Below are 16,231 nucleotides of genomic sequence, written 5' to 3'. Positions count from 1 at the left end.
CTAGCGTCGACGGCATGGCACTGGCGACCCGGACGGCCAAACCTCCGTCCCTCATCGGCTCCGTGTGGCGCTCGACCGTCGGCAAGAAGGCGGTCATGGCGGTCACCGGCGTGATCATGCTGGCGTATCTGGTCGCCCATATGCTGGGCAATCTCAAGGTCTTCTTCGGGGCAGGGGAGTTCAACCACTACGCGGCCTGGATCCGCACCATCGGCGAACCGTTCCTGCACCATGAGTGGTTCCTGTGGCTGGCCCGGGTGACGCTGAGCGTCGCGGTCGTCCTCCACGGCGTGGCCGCGTACCAGCTCAGCCGCCGGGACCTCGCGGCGCGCCCGGTGAAGTATCAGGGACGCGGGCGGCGGCGCGCGAGTTACGCGACCCGGACCATGCGCTGGGGCGGGGTGATCCTCGGCCTGTTCATCGTCTGGCACATCCTCGACCTCACCACCCTCACCGTGAACCCCAATGCCCAGGAGGGCAGGCAGTACGAGAACCTCGTCGCCTCCTTCGACCGGTGGTACGTCTCCGCCTTCTACATCATCGCGATGCTGGCCCTCGGGCTGCATATCCGGCACGGCTTCTGGAGTGCGGCCCAGACGCTGGGCGTGGGATCGGCCCGCCGCGACCGGCTGCTCAAGGCCCTCGCCAACGGCCTGGCCGCCCTGCTGACCTGCGGCTTCATCGCCGTGCCCGTCGGTGTTCTGACAGGAGTCGTGAGCTGAGATGAGCGAGATGAGCGAGTACCTCCCCTATGCCACCGGCGCGCCGCTGGCCGACACCGCGGCCCCGGACGGGCCCGTCGCCGAGCGCTGGGACCGCCGCCGCTTCACGGCGAAGCTGGTGAACCCGGCCAACCGCCGCAAGCTGACCGTCATCGTCGTCGGCACCGGCCTGGCGGGCGGCGCGGCGGGCGCCACCCTCGCCGAACAGGGCTATCGCGTCGTGCAGTTCTGCTACCAGGACTCCCCGCGCCGCGCCCACTCCATCGCCGCCCAGGGCGGCATCAACGCCGCCAAGAACTACCGCAACGACGGCGACTCCATCCACCGTCTCTTCTACGACACCGTCAAGGGTGGCGACTTCCGCGCCCGTGAGTCCAATGTCCACCGGCTCGCCCAGGTCTCCGTCGAGATCATCGACCAGTGCGTGGCCCAGGGCGTCCCCTTCGCCCGCGAGTACGGAGGGCTGCTGGACACCCGCTCCTTCGGCGGCGTCCAGGTCTCCCGCACCTTCTACGCCCGCGGCCAGACGGGCCAGCAACTGCTCCTCGGCGCGTACCAGGCGCTCAGCCGCCAGATCGCCGCGGGCAACATCGAGATGCACGCCCGCACCGAGATGCTCGACCTGATCGTCGTCGACGGCCGGGCGCGCGGCATCGTCGCCCGCGACCTGATCACCGGCCGGATCAGCACCCACTTCGCCGACGCGGTGGTCCTCGCCAGCGGCGGCTACGGCAATGTCTTCCATCTCTCCACCAACGCCAAGAACTCCAACGCCACCGCCGTCTGGCGTGCCCACCGGCGCGGCGCGTACTTCGCCAACCCCTGTTTCACCCAGATCCACCCGACCTGCATCCCGCGCTCCGGCGACCACCAGTCGAAGCTGACGCTGATGAGCGAGTCGCTGCGCAACGACGGCCGCATCTGGGTGCCCAAGGCGAAGGGCGACACACGCCCGCCGGCCGAGATCCCCGAGGGCGAACGCGACTACTACCTGGAGCGGATCTATCCCTCCTTCGGCAATCTCGTCCCCCGCGACATCGCCTCCCGCGCCGCGAAGAACGTCTGCGACGAGGGACGCGGGGTCGGCCCGGGCGGCCAGGGCGTCTACCTCGACTTCGCCGACGCCATCGCGCGGATGGGCCGCGAGGCCGTCGAGACGAAGTACGGCAACCTCTTCGAGATGTACGAGCGGATCACGGCGGAGAACCCGTACGAGGTCCCCATGCGGATCTACCCGGCCATCCACTACACGATGGGCGGCCTGTGGGTGGACTACGACCTCCAGACCACCGTGCCCGGCCTCTTCGCCATCGGCGAGGCCAACTTCTCCGACCACGGCGCCAACCGGCTGGGTGCCTCCGCCCTGATGCAGGGCCTGGCCGACGGCTATTTCGTCCTCCCTTCCACCATCAACGACTATCTGGCCCGCCACCCCCACGACGAGGTGCCGCCGGACCACCCGGCGGTCGTGGAGGCGGTCGACGGCGTGACCGCCCGGCTGCGCCGGCTGCTCGCCAACGACGGCGACCGCACCCCTGAGTCCTTCCACCGCGAGCTGGGCGAACTGCTGTGGGACGAGTGCGGCATGGCCCGCACCGACAGCGGCCTGCGCAAGGCCCTGGACCGTATCCCGGCGCTCCGCGAGGAGTTCTGGCGCCGGATCAAGGTGCCGGGGACGGGCGAGGAGCTCAACCAGTCGCTGGAGAAGGCCAACCGGATCGTCGACTACCTGGAGCTCGCCGAGCTGATGTGCCTCGACGCCCTCCATCGCACGGAGTCCTGCGGCGGCCACTTCCGCGAGGAGAGCCAGACGGCCGACGGCGAGGCGGCCCGCGAGGACGAGGAGTTCTCCTACGCGGCGGCCTGGGAGTTCACGGGCACGGGCACCCCGCCCGTGCTCCACAAGGAAGAGCTTCTCTTCGAATACGTCCACCCCACTCAGCGGAGTTACGCGTGAACCTCACCCTTCGCATCTGGCGCCAGCGCTCCCCCGAGGACGCCGGGGCCATGACCACCTACGAGGTCGGCGGCATCAGCGAGGACATGTCCTTCCTGGAGATGCTCGACCACCTCAACGAGGAACTGATCCTCGCCGGGGACGAGCCCGTGGCCTTCGACCACGACTGCCGCGAGGGCATCTGCGGCGCCTGTGGCATGGTCATCAACGGCCGGGCCCACGGCCCGGAGCGCACCACCACCTGTCAGCTCCATATGCGGCACTTCTCCGACGGCGACACCGTCGACATCGAGCCCTGGCGGGCCACCGCCTTCCCCGTCGTCAAGGACCTGGTCGTCGACCGCTCGGCCTTCGACCGGGTCATAGGCGCCGGCGGCTATGTCTCCGTACCCACCGGCTCCGCCCCCGAGGCCCACGCCACTCCGGTGCCCAAGCCGGTCGCCGACCTGGCCTTCGAACACGCGGAGTGCATCGGCTGCGGCGCCTGTGTGGCCGCCTGTCCCAACGGCTCGGCGATGCTCTTCACATCGGCGAAGGTGGTGCACCTGAACGTCCTGCCGCAGGGCGCGCCGGAGCGCGAGTCCCGGGTGCTGGACATGGTGGGCGCCATGGACGACCAGGGCTTCGGCGGCTGCACCAACACCGGCGAGTGCGCCACGGCCTGCCCGAAGGGCATCCCCCTCCAGTCGATCGCGACGATGAACCGCGAGTACCTGCGGGCCACCCTCAAGGGCGCCGGACGCCACCGCTGAGCACTCCCGTCCCTCGGGGTCGGCTCACCCCTCCCCCAGGTCGGCGTTGACGATCGCCCGGAGGGCGGCGAGGTGGGCGCGGTAGGCGGCGCGGCCGTCCTTCGTCAGACGCAGCCAGACGCGCTGCCGGGTGTCGCGCACAGCCTTCCGCTGCTCGACGTACCCCGCGTCGGTCAGCACCGTCACATGCTTGCTGAGCACCGACGGGCTCACGCCCAGCGTCTCGCGGACGGTCGCGAATTCGATCTCCTCGGCGGCGTCGAGCGCGGCGCAGATCCGGAGCCGGTTGGGCGCGTGGATCGTCTCGTTGAAGCCGTCTTCGGGGGCGGTCACGACGCTGCTATGCCCTTCTTCCGGGTTTGCCTGTCGTGGACCAGGATGCCCCCTCCCACCAGCAGGCCCGCCGGTGCCCATATCCACGGCATGCCCTGCTCGTCGTCCAGGTACAGCGCGGTCAGGTAGACCACGAAGGCGAACACCGCGGCGACGAGCATGCCGCGCTTCATCCCCGGGTGCACCCGGTGCCGGACACCGCTGTGGCGGAACTGCGCCACGATGACGGCCAGCATGAACACGTACATGAGGGCGAAGCCCACGAGGTCCCAGGGCTCGGGCAGGAGATGGGACAGATACACCCCGGCCAGCGCCAGGGAGAGCTTCACGCCGTACGCCGGGCCGGGAGTGATGGACGCGACCGCCACCTGAGCCTGCTCCGCCAGGGCCAGGGCCTCGGCGGCGCCTTCCCGGGACGGCATGAGCGGCCGGGACGACCGCGAGTTCTCGTCAGTTGCCATGACGGAAAGTCAAGCACATGGTTTCCGGAGCGGCAACAGTCGATTTTCCACTGTGGAAAACGTCGCGCGAGGAGAACATGAGAAGAGGTCGTCAAATCATCCGATCGTGCGGTTTTCCGCAGATACCCCACCAAGTCCCCGTATCTGCCCTACGCTGGCGACCGTGGCCCGCGACTCGTACGTCATCGAGATGGACCGCATGCTCGCCTTCGCCGACGCCGTGACCGCCATCGCGATCACGCTGCTGGCCCTGGAGATCCACGTGCCGGATGGCCTCCCCGACGCGGAGGTGGGTCAAGCGTTCGGCCATGTGCTGCCGAAGGTCTTCGCGTACATCGTCAGCTTCGTGCTCATCGGGGCGATCTGGCTCGGCCACCACAAGCTCTTCCGGCTGATGGCCACCCTCGACCGCGCCATGGTCCGGCTGGAGTTCGCCCTGCTGGCCGTCATCGCCTTCCTGCCCTTCACCGCCCGGCTGCTGAGCGAACACGGCGGCGCCCCCGTGGCCATGGCCATCTACACGGGCGCCATCGGCCTTGAGGCCGCGCTGCTGGCCGTCATGGCCCTGCGGCTGCGCGCCTCCGGCCCGCTCCGCAGGCCGGAGGTCACCCGTCGGCAGGTCGTCCGGGAGGTGTTCGACAACGCGTCGATCGCCGCCATCGCCCTCACCGCCTTCCTGGTCTCCCTGGCCGCCCCTCTCGTGGCCGTCTGGTGGTGGGTGCTGATCTGGCCGGTGCGCGCCCTGCCGCGCTACTGGCCGTGGCTGGGCGCCAGGATCTGACGCCCCCTCGTCACCCGGGGTGCGCCCCGATCGTCACCCCGGGTGCGCCCCGACCGTGTCGCGGATCTGCTGCCCCAGCCCCGAATCGCCCTCGCGGGCGCAGTGCGCGCCGCAGAAGAAGCGCCCCGCGACCTCGACGCCGTGCCCGATGATGCGGGTCTTGCAGTGTTCACAGCTGGGCGCGAGCTTGCCGATCGCGCACTCGAAGCTGTCGAAGGTGTAGGTGTCGCCGGTGATGGTCTTGACCTCGAAGGCCAGCCAGTAGTCGTTGCCGCAGGTGTCGCACTTGGCCATGGGGCGCGCTCCGTCTCGGTACGGGAGGTACGCCTCGCATGATCCCCGCCGGTCCCCGCGGGGACCGGACCCCACCGTCAACACAAAGGATTCATTCACCCGAAGGTGGGGTGCCGTACGGCGCACACAGCCGCACGCCACCCCACCGGCCGCGACTCGGCGCGACCGGCCGCGACTCAGCGCGCGCCGAAGACCTGGGTCCAGCGCGGACCGCCCGGGGCCTTGTTGATGCCGATGCCGATCTCCTTGAAGGAGCAGTTGAGGATGTTCTTGCGGTGGCCGTCGCTGTGCATCCACGAGTCCATGACCGACGCCGCGTCCTGCTGCCCGTAGGCGATGTTCTCGCCGTAGGTGCTCCAGCGGTAGCCCGCCGCGGTGATGCGGTCGCCCGGGCCCTTGCCGTCGGGGTTGGTGTGGTTGAAGAAGTTCCGGGCCGCCATGTCGTCGGAGTGGCCCTGGGCGGCCGCATCCAGGAGGCTGTTGGAGCTGAGGGCCGAGCACCCGACCTTCGCCCGCTCGGCGTTGACCAGGGCCACCACCTGCGCGGCCATGGAACCGTCGCCACCGGAGGACGGCGGCTTGGGCGCACTGGTACGGGCCGGGGCGGCCGTGCGCTCGGGGGCGGCTTCGTCCGTGTGGGACGCGGAGGACTTGGCCGACGCCGACGGGCTCGCCGAGCCGCTCGGCGAAGCGCTCGCCGAAGCCGACGCGGACGCGGACGCCGAGGCACTCGGCGAGGCGGAGTGCGACGGGCTGGACCGGATGGGCATGGGCTCCCGGGCGTTCAGCTGCTTCAGGTCGCCGGACGAGTCCACGGCCTCCGTCTTGACGGTCGTACCGGGCGAGTCCTCCATGAGGTACCCGCCGCCCAGCACACCGCCGGCGATCAGGGCGAGGGCGCCCGCGCCGATCACGGCCTTCCGGCCCGTACGCGACCGCCCGGCGTCCGCCCGGTGACCACTGGAACGCCCGCCGGAACGTCCACCGGAACGGTGCCCGCCGCCCCGGTGGCCCCCGGCGCGGTGGCCGCCCGCCGGGCCGCCTCGCGGGGCGGCGGGCGCGGGGGCCGGCGCGGGGGCCGGGTGCGCCGCCGACGCGTATCCCACGGGCTCGCCCGGCACCACGGCGCCGCCGCTCCACCAGCCCAGCAGGGCGCCGCCGACCGGCACCAGCCCGAGGCCGACCAGCAGGCCCTCGGCCGGGACCAGCGCCGACAGGGCGCCCGAGCAGCGGCCGCAGCCGCGTACGTGCCGGGCGACGCGCTTGCGCCACAGCGCGGACGGAACGCCGTCCCACGTGGCGACGACCTCGCCGAGCCGCTCGCAGCGCGGGTACGCGGCGAGCGCCTGGACGACGCCGCGGGCGACGTCCAGCTGCGCCTTCGTCCGCTGTATCCGTACGGCGGTGTGCTGCGGGGTCAGCCCGAGCGCGGCGACGACCTCGGCGCGCTTCAGCTCGCCGGCGGCCTCCAGCCACCACAGGGACAGGACCTCCTGCTCCCCTTCGTCCAGCCAGCGCGTGGCCTCGGCGGCCTCCCTGCGCTGGCCCTCCAGCCCCAGCCGGACGATGGTCAGGTCGACGAAGTCGGCCTTGGGGTCGGGGACCTCGCCGACCACCTCCTGCAGGCCACTGACGGGAGCCTCGGGGCGCTCCTCCCGGCAGTGGCTGCGTATCTGGTTCATGGTGATGGCGACGAGCCAGGAGCGGAAGCTCGCGGCGTCCCGCAGCCCGTCCAGGCCGTTGATCACCCGGAGCATGGTCTCCTGAACCACGTCGTCGACGTCCGCGTGGCCGTTCAGGGCCCGGCCGACGATGTTGTAGACGAGTGGCAGGTGGATGGCGACGAGCTCGTCCTGTGCCGCCGTGTCCCCGGCACGCGCCGCCTCGATCACGGCCACGCTCACACTCTTCACGCCCGCACCTCTTTCCGCACCCGCCACGAATGGCGCTCGATCCGACACCTAGGAGACCGGGCGCCGGTCGGCAGATAACAAAAAAGTCGGGTGCGAATGTACGACAGGACGTTCAGTCGGACGTGCGGATCAAGAACTCACGAACGATCCCCGGAGCCACATATTCCGCGAACTCCGCCGCCTCGGCCGCCGGGATGTCCCGTATGCGGTATCCGTCCTCCCCGGCGGGGACCGCGACAGTGAGAGTGGCCACATTTGCCCGGAGCGCAAAGGGCGTATCAGTAAATGTCCATCCCTGTACGGAACTCCGGTCGAGGGCCACCGTCTCCCGTCCGAACGTCCCGGACCGTACGACCAGATGGCGCCCCCGCACCGCGTACCCCAGCGCCCGGTAGGCGTCCCACGCCAGCGCGCACACCACCGGGGAGGCCACCATCACCCACCCCGCCGCGCACCACAGCAGCACCGGCAGATCCAGCAGCCACCCCAGCCCGGCGAGCACCAGCGCCACCGGCAAAACGCCCCACCCCAGCGCGCTCACCAGCCGCCGCCGCAACGCGACCCTCGGCGCCGGGCACAGCGCCCCGATCACCTCCCCCGTCCCGATCACCTCGGCGCACACCCGGAGCGCCTCCGCCCGGGGTGCCGGAGGGAGTACGACGCTCCGCTTGCGGTTCCGCTCCCGGTCGCCCAGGCCGCCCGCCACGGCCCGTACGGACGCCCCACCGCCCGCGCGCAGCAGCAACGGTTCCCGCAGCGCGACCCCGCACAAACGGTCCGCCTCGATGGAGACGACCGATGCCGCGAACAGGCCGCGCCGGACGTCGAGGCCGCCCGAGGGGGTGCGCTCCAGCCGGTACCGCCACCAGGTCCCGGCATGGACCACCAGCGCCCCCGCCACGCCCAGCAGGGTCACGACCGCCAGACCGAGCAGGGCGGCGAGCCACGGCGCACCGGCGCCGTACCCGGCCCACAGGCGGCGGAAGATCCCGATCCGCCAGGGCTTCACACCCAGGGCGTTGAGCACCCGCCAGGCCGTGCCGCCCGCCACGAGCACCCCTCCCCAGACCCAGAACGTCAGCGGGGCGTACCGCAGCCAGCGCATACTTCCGACAGCGAGGATCCCGGCGCCACGCCCCTCCTCGGGGCGGGAAACCGCTGGCTCACGGTGAGCAATGGCCGCCTCGATACGGGCCGTCAGCCGCCGGGCCGCCGGGCCGGACACCCCCGTGATCCGCACGGCCCCGGCGGCCGACCCCGTGGTGACGGTCACGACGGCCAGCCCGTACCGCCGCAGCAGCGGCCCCCGCCGCAGCGCGACGGACTCCACACAGGCCAGCGGAACGATCCGGCGTCGTCGCCCGAACCAGCCCGAGACCGCGTAGAGCGCCGTCTCCCCCAGCTCCCACCCGTGCGTCCGGCACCGCCGCGCCGGCATGACCAGCGCGTAAGCGCCGGCGGGTACCAGCAGCGCCACCGTCACCAGAGGTGCCAGCCATGCGAGAGCGCCAGGAAAGAAGAGGAGGCCCGAGGCGAGCAGCGCGAGGGCGGCCAGCACCATCGGCCCGCTCACGGTGAGCAGCGCCCGGGCCGTCCACCAGCCGCGCGCGCCGGGATCCACGCCGTGCCGCGGCGCCCTGAGCCTCAGGCCCCCTCCGCTCGACACGACACTCCCCGCCTTTTCCAAGTCAATCGTATTGCCAACCATCGGCGCTAAGCTATCGCAATACAACTGACCTGTAAACGAGAGGTGTCCCTCCCCGTGCCCAAGCGCGTCGACCACGACGAACGCCGCCACCGCATCGCCGAAGCCCTGTGGCGGATCGCGTCCGAGCGCGGGCTGGACGGCGCGAGCCTGCGTGACGTGGCGGCGGAGGCGGGCATCTCCCTCGGGCAGCTCCAGCACTACTTCCGCACCAAGGACGACATGCTCGTCTTCGCCCTCGGCCACATCAGCGAGCTGGCCGCGCGGCGGATCGGCGCCCGCGTCGGGTCCCTGGCCGGGACCCCCTCCCCCCGGACGCTGCTGCGCGAGACGTTCGCGGAGATGCTGCCGCTCGACGACAAGAGCCGCACCGGTCAGCTGGTGCAGATCGCCTACTTCGTCCGGGCCGTCCACGACGAGCGGCTGCGCCGGCACGCCAAGGAGGGCATCCCGGCGCTGCGGGAGTTCTTCGCCGGCCAGATCCGGCGCGCGGTGGAGGAGGGCGACGTCGCCCCCGACCGCGACCCGGACACCGAGGCGATGCTGCTGATCGCCCTCGTGGACGGCCTGTGCGGCTACGTCCTGCTCGACGTGGTGCCGGGCGAGGAGGCGATGCGGCTGGTGGACGCGCACCTGGACCGGCTGTTCCGCTGACACGAACTCAGCAGACTCGGCGGACCCAACGGGCTCAGCGCCGCGCCGCCCTGTTGCGCCCCTGCCGGCCCGGCGCGAGGGCCTCGGCCAGTTCGTCGAGCGCCTCCAGCAGCAGCTCCGAGCCCCGTACCGCCACCCCTTCGTCGCCGACCCGCGCGACCCAGGCGGCCAGTGCCGCGCGCGGCCCGGACCAGTCCGGCCGCCGCCGCTCCCGTACCGCCGCCACGGCGTCCGGCAGCGCGGCGCGCAGGGCCGCCGCGAACTCGCCCGCCCCGGGGTCCGGTTCGGCGTCCGGGCCGGGCAGATGGGCCTCCATCAGCATCGCCGCCCGCCCGAGTGTGGCCAGCGCCGACTCGGCCGCCCGCTCGGCGGCGCGCGAGATGCCCCGGTGGCGCACGGGTTCCTTCAGCGCGCGGGCTGCCGCGTCCTCCCACTCCAGCCGCGCCGCCCGCGCGTCCAGCAGCGCCTCGCGGACCCGCCGCTTCCGGTTCTCCGGCCGGGCGTGGGCGTCCAGGACCGCCAGCGCGTAGTCGCCGTTGGTACGGAGCCAGTCGGCCAGCCGGTCGCGCAGCCGGGGCGTCTCCCAGCTGGGCCACAGCGCGTAGGCGGCCAGCGCCAGCACCCCGCCCAGCAGCGTCAGCGCCAGCCTGGCCTGCACGGTCTGCGACCAGCCCTCCCCCGCGATGCCGAGCAGGAAGACGACGTACGCGCCGATGCACGCGGACACCACGGTGTAGCCCGTCCCCATCAGCAGATACAGCAGCCCCACGCTCACCACGGCCAGCGCCGCGCAGACCTCGGGCCCCGGATGGGTGAGCGCCGTGATGCCCGCGCCCGCCCAGACGCCGACGAACGTGCCCACGAAGCGGGCGACACCGCGCTGATAGGTCTGGGCGAAGTCGGGCCGCATCACCATCACCGAGGTCATCGGCGCCCAGTAGCCGTGGCCCAGCGGCAGCGCCGTGCCCAGCAGGTAGCCCCCGCAGGCCACCGTCGTCACCCGCACCGCGTGCCGGCCGACCGGCGAGGACCAGCGCGCCTCGCGCCGCAGCGCCCGCCAGCCCACGGGGACGAGCCCGGCCATGGTGGGCCGCAGCAGATGCCGCCGCTCCTTCTCCGGCGTCGACTTCTCCGTCGTCGACTTCTCCGTCGTCTCCTTCTCCGGCGTCTCCTTCTCCGGCGTCGGCCGGGTGGCGCGCAGCGGCTCGTCGCTGGCCTCCACGACGTCGGCCAGTAGCGCCATCAGCCGCAGCGCCGAGCGGCGGGCGGCGCCGTCGAGGCGCGGTCCGGACTCGGGCACCTCCAGCGTGGCCATCACCTCGGGCGTCACCCGCACGGGCCGGCCCCGGCGGATGGCGCGCGCGACCGCGTCCAGGACGTCGGCGGCGGCGCCCAGCAGTTCCCGGGCCCGGTCCCGGCCGGGGCCCTCCGGAGGCGCGCCCACGACGGGATCGGCGAGGGAGGCGAGCACCGGCCGGATCCGTTCGGCGACCCCGCGCGGGCCGCCCAGTTGCCGGGGCCGGCCGCGGGCCTGGCGCGGGGTCAGCTCGGCGGCGCTGCGGGCGTCCATCAGCGGCTGGGGGTCGAAGCGGGCGACCGGGTCGTGGCGCAGCCGGCGCGCGTAGTCCGCCTCGGCGGCCAGCGCGTCCGCGAGGGCGTCGCGCTGGCGTCCCCAGGGCCGGATGGGGAAGAGGAGGATGAGCGCCGCCTGCACCAGGCCGCCCACGAGGATGAGCGCGGCGTGCTCGGCCGCCCCGGCGACGGAGGTGGGCAGGGTGACGGTGACGAGCATGACCGCGACCGTCTGGGTGGCGACGAACCCCGTCACCGGGCCGACGGCCCAGGCCATGCCCGACAGCAGGGTCCACACGGCGAGCAGCGCGACGAAGGTGGCGTGGTGGGCGGCGGCGAGGTAGCCGAGGAAGGTGCTGAGGCCGAGCACGCCCGCGACCGCCAGCGCGAGCAGCGGGCGGGGCCGCCAGCTGCGCTGGAAGGTCGCCAGACCGGAGGCGAACGCGCCGAACGCGGAGGAGACGGCGAGGGCGGGCGATCCGAAGGCCAGCATCAGGCCGACGACGATCGCCACGCCGCACGCGCCGCGGATGGCGACGAGCGGTTCGAGGGTGATCCGCTCGATCGTCAGCCCGGCGCGGGCGGTCTTCTTCAGGGCGTTGGCCCAGGTCATGGGGTGAGCCTACGGTTTATTTCCGGCCATGTCGGTGTGCGGGGTGCGCCTTGTCGGTGTGGAGGGGTTCCCGTCCCCGCCCTTTCGCCGTTTCTTCCGGGGCCCCGCCCCGGGCCCCCGGTCCTCGAACTCCCCTGGCTACCACTGGAAGGTGCCCCCGGGCGGGCTGAAATCACCGGTGGTGCGGGAAGCCCAGGTCGACGCCGCCGTCCTGGGGGTCGGGCCAGCGGGTGGTGACGACCTTGCCCCGGGTGTAGAAGCGGACGCCGTCGTTCCCGTAGATGTGGTGGTCGCCGAAGAGCGAGTGCTTCCAGCCGCCGAAGGAGTGGTAGCCCACCGGCACCGGGATGGGCACGTTGACGCCCACCATGCCCGCCTCGACCTCCAGTTGGAAGCGGCGGGCCATGCCCCCGTCACGGGTGAAGATCGCGGTGCCGTTGCCCCACGGCGAGGCGTTGATGAGGGCCAGGCCCTCCTCGTACGTCCCGGCGCGCAGGACGCACAGCACCGGGCCGAAGATCTCGTCGCGATAGGCGTCGGCGTCGGTCGGCACCTTGTCGAGCAGGGACAGGCCCATCCAGTGGCCGTTCTCGTACCCCTGGACCGTGAAGCCGGTGCCGTCGAGGACGACCTCCGCGCCCTGGGCGGCGGCGCCCCGCACATAGGAGGCGACCTTGTCGCGGTGGTCCTTGGTGATCAGCGGGCCCATCTCCGAGGTGGGGTCGTCGCCCGGGCCGATCTTGATCTTCTCGGCGCGCTCGCGGATCTTCGCCACCAGTTCGTCCCCGGTGCCGCCGACCGCGACGACCGCCGAGATCGCCATGCAGCGCTCGCCCGCCGAGCCGTAGGCGGCGGAGACGGCGGCGTCCGCGGCGGCGTCGAGGTCGGCGTCGGGCAGCACCAGCATGTGGTTCTTGGCGCCGCCGAGGGCCTGGACGCGCTTGCCGTTGGCGGAGGCGGTGGTGTGGATGTGGCGGGCGACGGGCGTGGAGCCGACGAAGGAGACGGCGGCGACGTCCGGGTGCTCCAGGAGCCGGTCGACGGCGATCCGGTCGCCGTTGACGACGTTGAGGACGCCGTCCGGCAGCCCGGCCTCGGCGGCGAGCTCCGCGAGGCGGATCGCGGCCGAGGGGTCCTTCTCGCTGGGCTTGAGGACGAACGTGTTGCCGCAGGCGATGGCGAGCGGGAACATCCACATCGGCACCATGGCCGGGAAGTTGAACGGCGTGATGCCCGCGACGACGCCCAGCGGCTGGCGGATGGCGGAGACGTCCACCCGGCTGGACACCTGCGTGGACAGCTCGCCCTTGAGCTGCTGGGTGATGCCGCAGGCCAGCTCCACGACCTCCAGGCCGCGCGCGACCTCGCCGAGGGCGTCGGAGTGGACCTTGCCGTGCTCGGCGGTGATCAGTTCGGCGAGTTCCTCGCGGTGGGCGTCGAGCAGGGCGCGGTAGCGGAAGAGCACCGCCGTGCGCTGTGCGAGGGAGGAGCCGCCCCAGGTGCCGTAGGCGGCCTTGGCGGCGGCCACGGCCGCGTCGACCTCCTCGGCGGTGGCGAACGCGACGCGCGTGGTGACGGCGCCCGTGGCCGGGTCGGTGACGGGCCCGTAGGTTCCGGAGGTGCCCTCGACGGACTTGCCGTCGATCCAGTGGTTGACGGTCTTCATCTGCTGCGACCTCTCCTACGTCAAAGGTAACGGCGACGGGCGGCTGCGTTGCGGTCGTACTCCTCCCGGGCCGACACGGCCGCCGGGCGGGTCGCGGTCTCGGCGACGGGCACATCCCACCACGCCTGGGCGGGGGGCGCCCCGGACACAGTGTCGGCCGTTTCGGTCTCCACGTAGACACATGTGGGCCGGTCGGAGCCACGCGCCTCGGCCAGCGCGGCGCGCAGCTCGCGGGCGGTACGGGCGCGGAGCACGCTCATGCCGAGCGAGGCGGCGTTCGCGGCCAGGTCGACGGGCAGCGGGGCGCCGGTGTACGTGCCGTCGGGCGCGCGGAAGCGGTAGGCGGTGCCGAAGCGCTCGCCGCCGACGGCCTCCGAAAGGCCGCCGATGGAGGCGTAGCCGTGGTTCTGCACCAGGATCACCTTGACTGGGATGCCCTCCTGCACGGCGGTGACGAGCTCGGTGGGCATCATCAGATACGTCCCGTCGCCGACCAGCGCCCATACCGGCGAACCGGGGTCGGCCAGGGCGACGCCGATGGCGCCGGGGATCTCGTAGCCCATGCAGGAGTAGCCGTATTCGAGGTGGTACTGGCGGCGGGAGCGGGTCCGCCACAGCTTGTGGAGATCGCCGGGGAGGGAGCCCGCCGCGTTGACGATCACGTCCTCGTCGCCGACGACGGAGTCCAGCGCGCCGAGCACCTGGGCCTGGGTGGGCCGGGCGCCGTCGCCCCGGCCGTCGTCCGGGGCGTACGCGCGGGCGACGGCCGTCTCCCACTCGGCCTTCCCGGCGGTGTACGCACTGGCGTAGGCGTCCGGCACGCGGTGCCCCGCGACGGCCTCCGTGAGCGCTTCGAGGCCGCTGCGGGCGTCGGCGACGAGCGGCAGCCCGGCGAGCTTGTGGGCGTCGTACGGGGCGATGTTGAGGTTGACGAAGCGGACGTCCGGGGCGGCGAAGAGGGTCGCGGAGGCGGTGGTGAAGTCGCTGTAGCGGGTGCCGACGCCGATGACGAGGTCGGCGGCGCGGGCGAGCGCGTCGGCGACGGCCGTGCCGGTGTGGCCGATCCCGCCGACGTCCGCCGGGTGGTCGTGGCGCAGCGAGCCCTTGCCCGCCTGGGTGGAGGCGACGGGGATGCCGGTGGCGTCGGCGAAGGCGCGCAGGGCGTCCTCGGCCTCGCTGTGGTGGACGCCGCCGCCCGCGATCAGCAGCGGGCGGCGGGCCGCCCGTACGGCCCGCGCGGCCGCCGCCAGTTCGGCCGGGTCGGGGGCGGGGCGGCGGACGTGCCAGACGCGGTCGGCGAAGAACTCCTCGGGCCAGTCGTACGCCTCGGCCTGGACGTCCTGGGGCAGCGCGAGGGTGACGGCCCCCGTCTCCACGGGGTCGGCCAGTACGCGCACGGCGGTGAGCGCGGCGGGGATCAGCGCTTCGGGGCGGACGATCCGGTCGAAGTACCGGGAGACGGGGCGCAGGCAGTCGTTGACGGAGACGTCGCCCGCGCCGGGGTGTTCGAGCTGCTGGAGGACGGGGTCGGCGGGGCGGCCGGCGAAGGTGTCGCCGGGCAGGAGCAGCACCGGGATCCGGTTGATCGTGGCGAGGGCCGCGCCGGTGACGAGGTTGGTGGCGCCGGGGCCGATGGAGGTGGTCACGGCGTGGGCGGAGAGCCGGTCGCGGTGGCGGGCGTAGCCGACGGCCGCGTGGACCATGGCCTGCTCGTTGCGGCCCTGGAGGTACGGGAGTCCGTCGCCGGTCTCCAGCAGGGCCTGCCCGATCCCGGCGACGTTGCCGTGGCCGAAGATGCCCCAGCACGCGGCGACGAGCCGCTGCCGGCAGCCGTCGCGCTCGGTGTACTGGTGGGCGAGGAACGCCACGAGGGCCTGGGCGACGGTGAGGCGGCGGGTCGGGCGGGACGGTCGGGTCATCGGTCCTCTCCCGGGTGATAGAGCGGAAGCCTGGGGTCCACAGGGTGGTCGGGCCATGTGCCGCGGATCCAGGCGTGGTCGGGGTGGTCACGGATGAGCCACTCCCGCTCGGGGCCGGGGCCGGCCATCACATTGAGGTAGTACATGTCGTGGCCGGGCGCGGCGATGGACGGGCCGTGCCAGCCGTCGGGGATCAGCACGGCGTCGCCGGTGCGGACCTCGGCGAGGACGTCCGTCCCGCCGTCGTGGGACGGCGACACCCGCTGGTAGCCGAGGCCGGGAGCACCACCGGGGCCCTCGGCGATCTCGAAGTAGTAGATCTCCTCCAGCCGGGACTCCCGGCCCGGGAGGTGCTCGTCGTGCTTGTGCGGCGGATAGGACGACCAGTTGCCGCCCGGCGTGAGGACCTCGACGGCGATGAGCCTGTCGCACTCGAACGTGCCGGCCGCGGCGAAGTTGTTGACCTGCCGGGAGCAGACGCCCGTGCCGCGCAGCTCGACGGGAACGGTCTCGGCGGGGCCGTAACGGGCGGGCAGGCTGCGCTCGCAGCGCGCCCCGGCGAGGGCGAAACGGCCGCCCGCCGGGGAGGTCAGCGTGACGTGCGCGTCGCGCGGGACGTAGGCGAAGTCGGTGACGGCGGTGAAGGGGCTGGGGCGGCCGTGGAGCTCGAAGGCCTGGCCTTCTCCCGTCCGCACGGTGCAGCCGCCGGTGAGCGGCAGCACGATCCATTCGCTGTCGGCGGTTTCGAAGGTGTGGGCGCCGGAGGGGGGCAGGGTGAGGACGCGGAGGGAGGAGTGCTCCCAGCCGGCGCTTTCGGGGGTGATGTCCAGGTCATGGGTCATGCGCTGTCTCGGCTCTCCTGAGTTCGGCACCGCCGGGGTCGTGGGCG

13 protein-coding genes and 1 pseudogene are annotated in these 16,231 nt (G+C 72.7%); 5 read left to right on the top strand and 9 right to left on the bottom strand.

The features are described from left to right. The first annotated feature begins 14 nt into the window (after nt 1–14). The 3 genes from AB0E98_RS24275 to AB0E98_RS24265 are packed head-to-tail and all read left to right on the top strand — an operon-like array spanning nt 15 to nt 3,431. Nucleotides 15–722: a succinate dehydrogenase cytochrome b subunit gene (locus tag AB0E98_RS24275; RefSeq protein WP_361706143.1), complete on the top strand. Its 708-nt coding sequence runs from the start codon at nt 15–17 to the stop codon at nt 720–722. Between the two features lie 10 nt (nt 723–732). After that, nucleotides 733–2,679, top strand: a complete 1,947-nt coding sequence (locus AB0E98_RS24270; RefSeq protein WP_361706451.1) for a fumarate reductase/succinate dehydrogenase flavoprotein subunit — start codon at nt 733–735, stop codon at nt 2,677–2,679. Then, on the top strand, nt 2,676–3,431 hold the full coding sequence (locus AB0E98_RS24265) for a succinate dehydrogenase/fumarate reductase iron-sulfur subunit (protein ID WP_361706140.1): 756 nt from the start codon (nt 2,676–2,678) through the stop codon (nt 3,429–3,431). The genes AB0E98_RS24270 and AB0E98_RS24265 overlap by 4 nt, the downstream gene beginning before the upstream one ends. Before the next feature lie 24 nt (nt 3,432–3,455). On the opposite strand, the gene AB0E98_RS24260 is transcribed toward AB0E98_RS24265, so the two are convergent. Beyond that, nucleotides 3,456–3,764, bottom strand: coding sequence for a transcriptional regulator (locus tag AB0E98_RS24260; protein WP_361706137.1), 309 nt, complete (start codon nt 3,762–3,764; stop codon nt 3,456–3,458). Continuing rightward, on the bottom strand, nt 3,761–4,225 hold the full coding sequence (locus AB0E98_RS24255) for a hypothetical protein (protein WP_361706135.1): 465 nt from the start codon (nt 4,223–4,225) through the stop codon (nt 3,761–3,763). The genes AB0E98_RS24260 and AB0E98_RS24255 overlap by 4 nt, the downstream gene beginning before the upstream one ends. Before the next feature lie 163 nt (nt 4,226–4,388). Here AB0E98_RS24255 and AB0E98_RS24250 point away from each other — a divergent pair, with 163 nt between their 5' ends. Continuing rightward, nucleotides 4,389–5,006 (top strand): TMEM175 family protein, encoded by a 618-nt coding sequence (locus AB0E98_RS24250; protein WP_361706132.1) that lies wholly within the window; start codon nt 4,389–4,391, stop codon nt 5,004–5,006. Nucleotides 5,007–5,039: 33 nt separating this feature from the next. On the opposite strand, the gene AB0E98_RS24245 is transcribed toward AB0E98_RS24250, so the two are convergent. The 3 genes from AB0E98_RS24245 to AB0E98_RS24235 form a co-directional block, all read right to left on the bottom strand. Continuing rightward, the gene (locus AB0E98_RS24245) at nt 5,040–5,300 is read right to left on the bottom strand and encodes a Prokaryotic metallothionein (protein WP_311611190.1); all 261 of its coding nucleotides are present in this window, start codon (nt 5,298–5,300) and stop codon (nt 5,040–5,042) included. 176 nt (nt 5,301–5,476) lie between these two features. After that, nucleotides 5,477–7,213 (bottom strand): sigma-70 family RNA polymerase sigma factor, encoded by a 1,737-nt coding sequence (locus tag AB0E98_RS24240; RefSeq protein WP_361706130.1) that lies wholly within the window; start codon nt 7,211–7,213, stop codon nt 5,477–5,479. A 112-nt stretch (nt 7,214–7,325) separates the two neighbouring features. Then, nucleotides 7,326–8,879, bottom strand: coding sequence for a PH domain-containing protein (locus AB0E98_RS24235; RefSeq protein ID WP_361706128.1), 1,554 nt, complete (start codon nt 8,877–8,879; stop codon nt 7,326–7,328). Between the two features lie 96 nt (nt 8,880–8,975). On the opposite strand from AB0E98_RS24235, the gene AB0E98_RS24230 reads away from it, so the two are divergent. Next, nucleotides 8,976–9,572 carry a TetR/AcrR family transcriptional regulator gene (locus tag AB0E98_RS24230; protein ID WP_361706127.1) on the top strand — a complete coding sequence of 199 codons (597 nt, stop codon included), beginning with the start codon at nt 8,976–8,978 and terminating at the stop codon, nt 9,570–9,572. A 34-nt stretch (nt 9,573–9,606) separates the two neighbouring features. On the opposite strand, the gene AB0E98_RS24225 is transcribed toward AB0E98_RS24230, so the two are convergent. The 4 genes and pseudogenes from AB0E98_RS24225 to iolB form a co-directional block, all read right to left on the bottom strand. Then, on the bottom strand, nt 9,607–11,757 hold the full coding sequence (locus AB0E98_RS24225) for an FUSC family protein (RefSeq protein ID WP_361706124.1): 2,151 nt from the start codon (nt 11,755–11,757) through the stop codon (nt 9,607–9,609). A 172-nt stretch (nt 11,758–11,929) separates the two neighbouring features. Then, a pseudogene (locus tag AB0E98_RS24220) lies at nt 11,930–13,414 on the bottom strand (CoA-acylating methylmalonate-semialdehyde dehydrogenase); the annotation flags it as partial. Nucleotides 13,415–13,443: 29 nt separating this feature from the next. Next, entirely contained in the window at nt 13,444–15,342 is a 1,899-nt protein-coding gene (gene iolD / locus AB0E98_RS24215; protein ID WP_361706122.1) for a 3D-(3,5/4)-trihydroxycyclohexane-1,2-dione acylhydrolase (decyclizing), read from the bottom strand. Next, nucleotides 15,339–16,184: a 5-deoxy-glucuronate isomerase gene (gene iolB / locus AB0E98_RS24210; protein ID WP_361706119.1), complete on the bottom strand. Its 846-nt coding sequence runs from the start codon at nt 16,182–16,184 to the stop codon at nt 15,339–15,341. The genes iolD and iolB overlap by 4 nt, the downstream gene beginning before the upstream one ends. Nucleotides 16,185–16,231: the final 47 nt, after the last annotated feature.

Origin of the sequence: Streptomyces sp. NPDC037389 (assembly GCF_040636475.1) — a bacterium.
GTDB lineage: Bacteria > Actinomycetota > Actinomycetes > Streptomycetales > Streptomycetaceae > Streptomyces > Streptomyces hesseae.
Note: the sequence above shows the minus strand (reverse complement) of the source record. Positions and strands in the feature narration are given on the sequence as shown.

Bases quoted from the DNA above. Each gene is read 5' to 3' on its own strand.
- AB0E98_RS24255 (WP_361706135.1), bottom strand. From the start codon at position 4,225: ATGGCAACTGACGAGAACTCGCGGTCGTCCCGGCCGCTCATGCCGTCC.
- AB0E98_RS24225 (WP_361706124.1), bottom strand. From the start codon at position 11,757: ATGACCTGGGCCAACGCCCTGAAGAAGACCGCCCGCGCCGGGCTGACG.
- iolB (WP_361706119.1), bottom strand. From the start codon at position 16,184: ATGACCCATGACCTGGACATCACCCCCGAAAGCGCCGGCTGGGAGCAC.
- AB0E98_RS24275 (WP_361706143.1), top strand. From the start codon at position 15: ATGGCACTGGCGACCCGGACGGCCAAACCTCCGTCCCTCATCGGCTCC.
- AB0E98_RS24270 (WP_361706451.1), top strand. From the start codon at position 733: ATGAGCGAGTACCTCCCCTATGCCACCGGCGCGCCGCTGGCCGACACC.
- iolD (WP_361706122.1), bottom strand. From the start codon at position 15,342: ATGACCCGACCGTCCCGCCCGACCCGCCGCCTCACCGTCGCCCAGGCC.
- AB0E98_RS24245 (WP_311611190.1), bottom strand. From the start codon at position 5,300: ATGGCCAAGTGCGACACCTGCGGCAACGACTACTGGCTGGCCTTCGAG.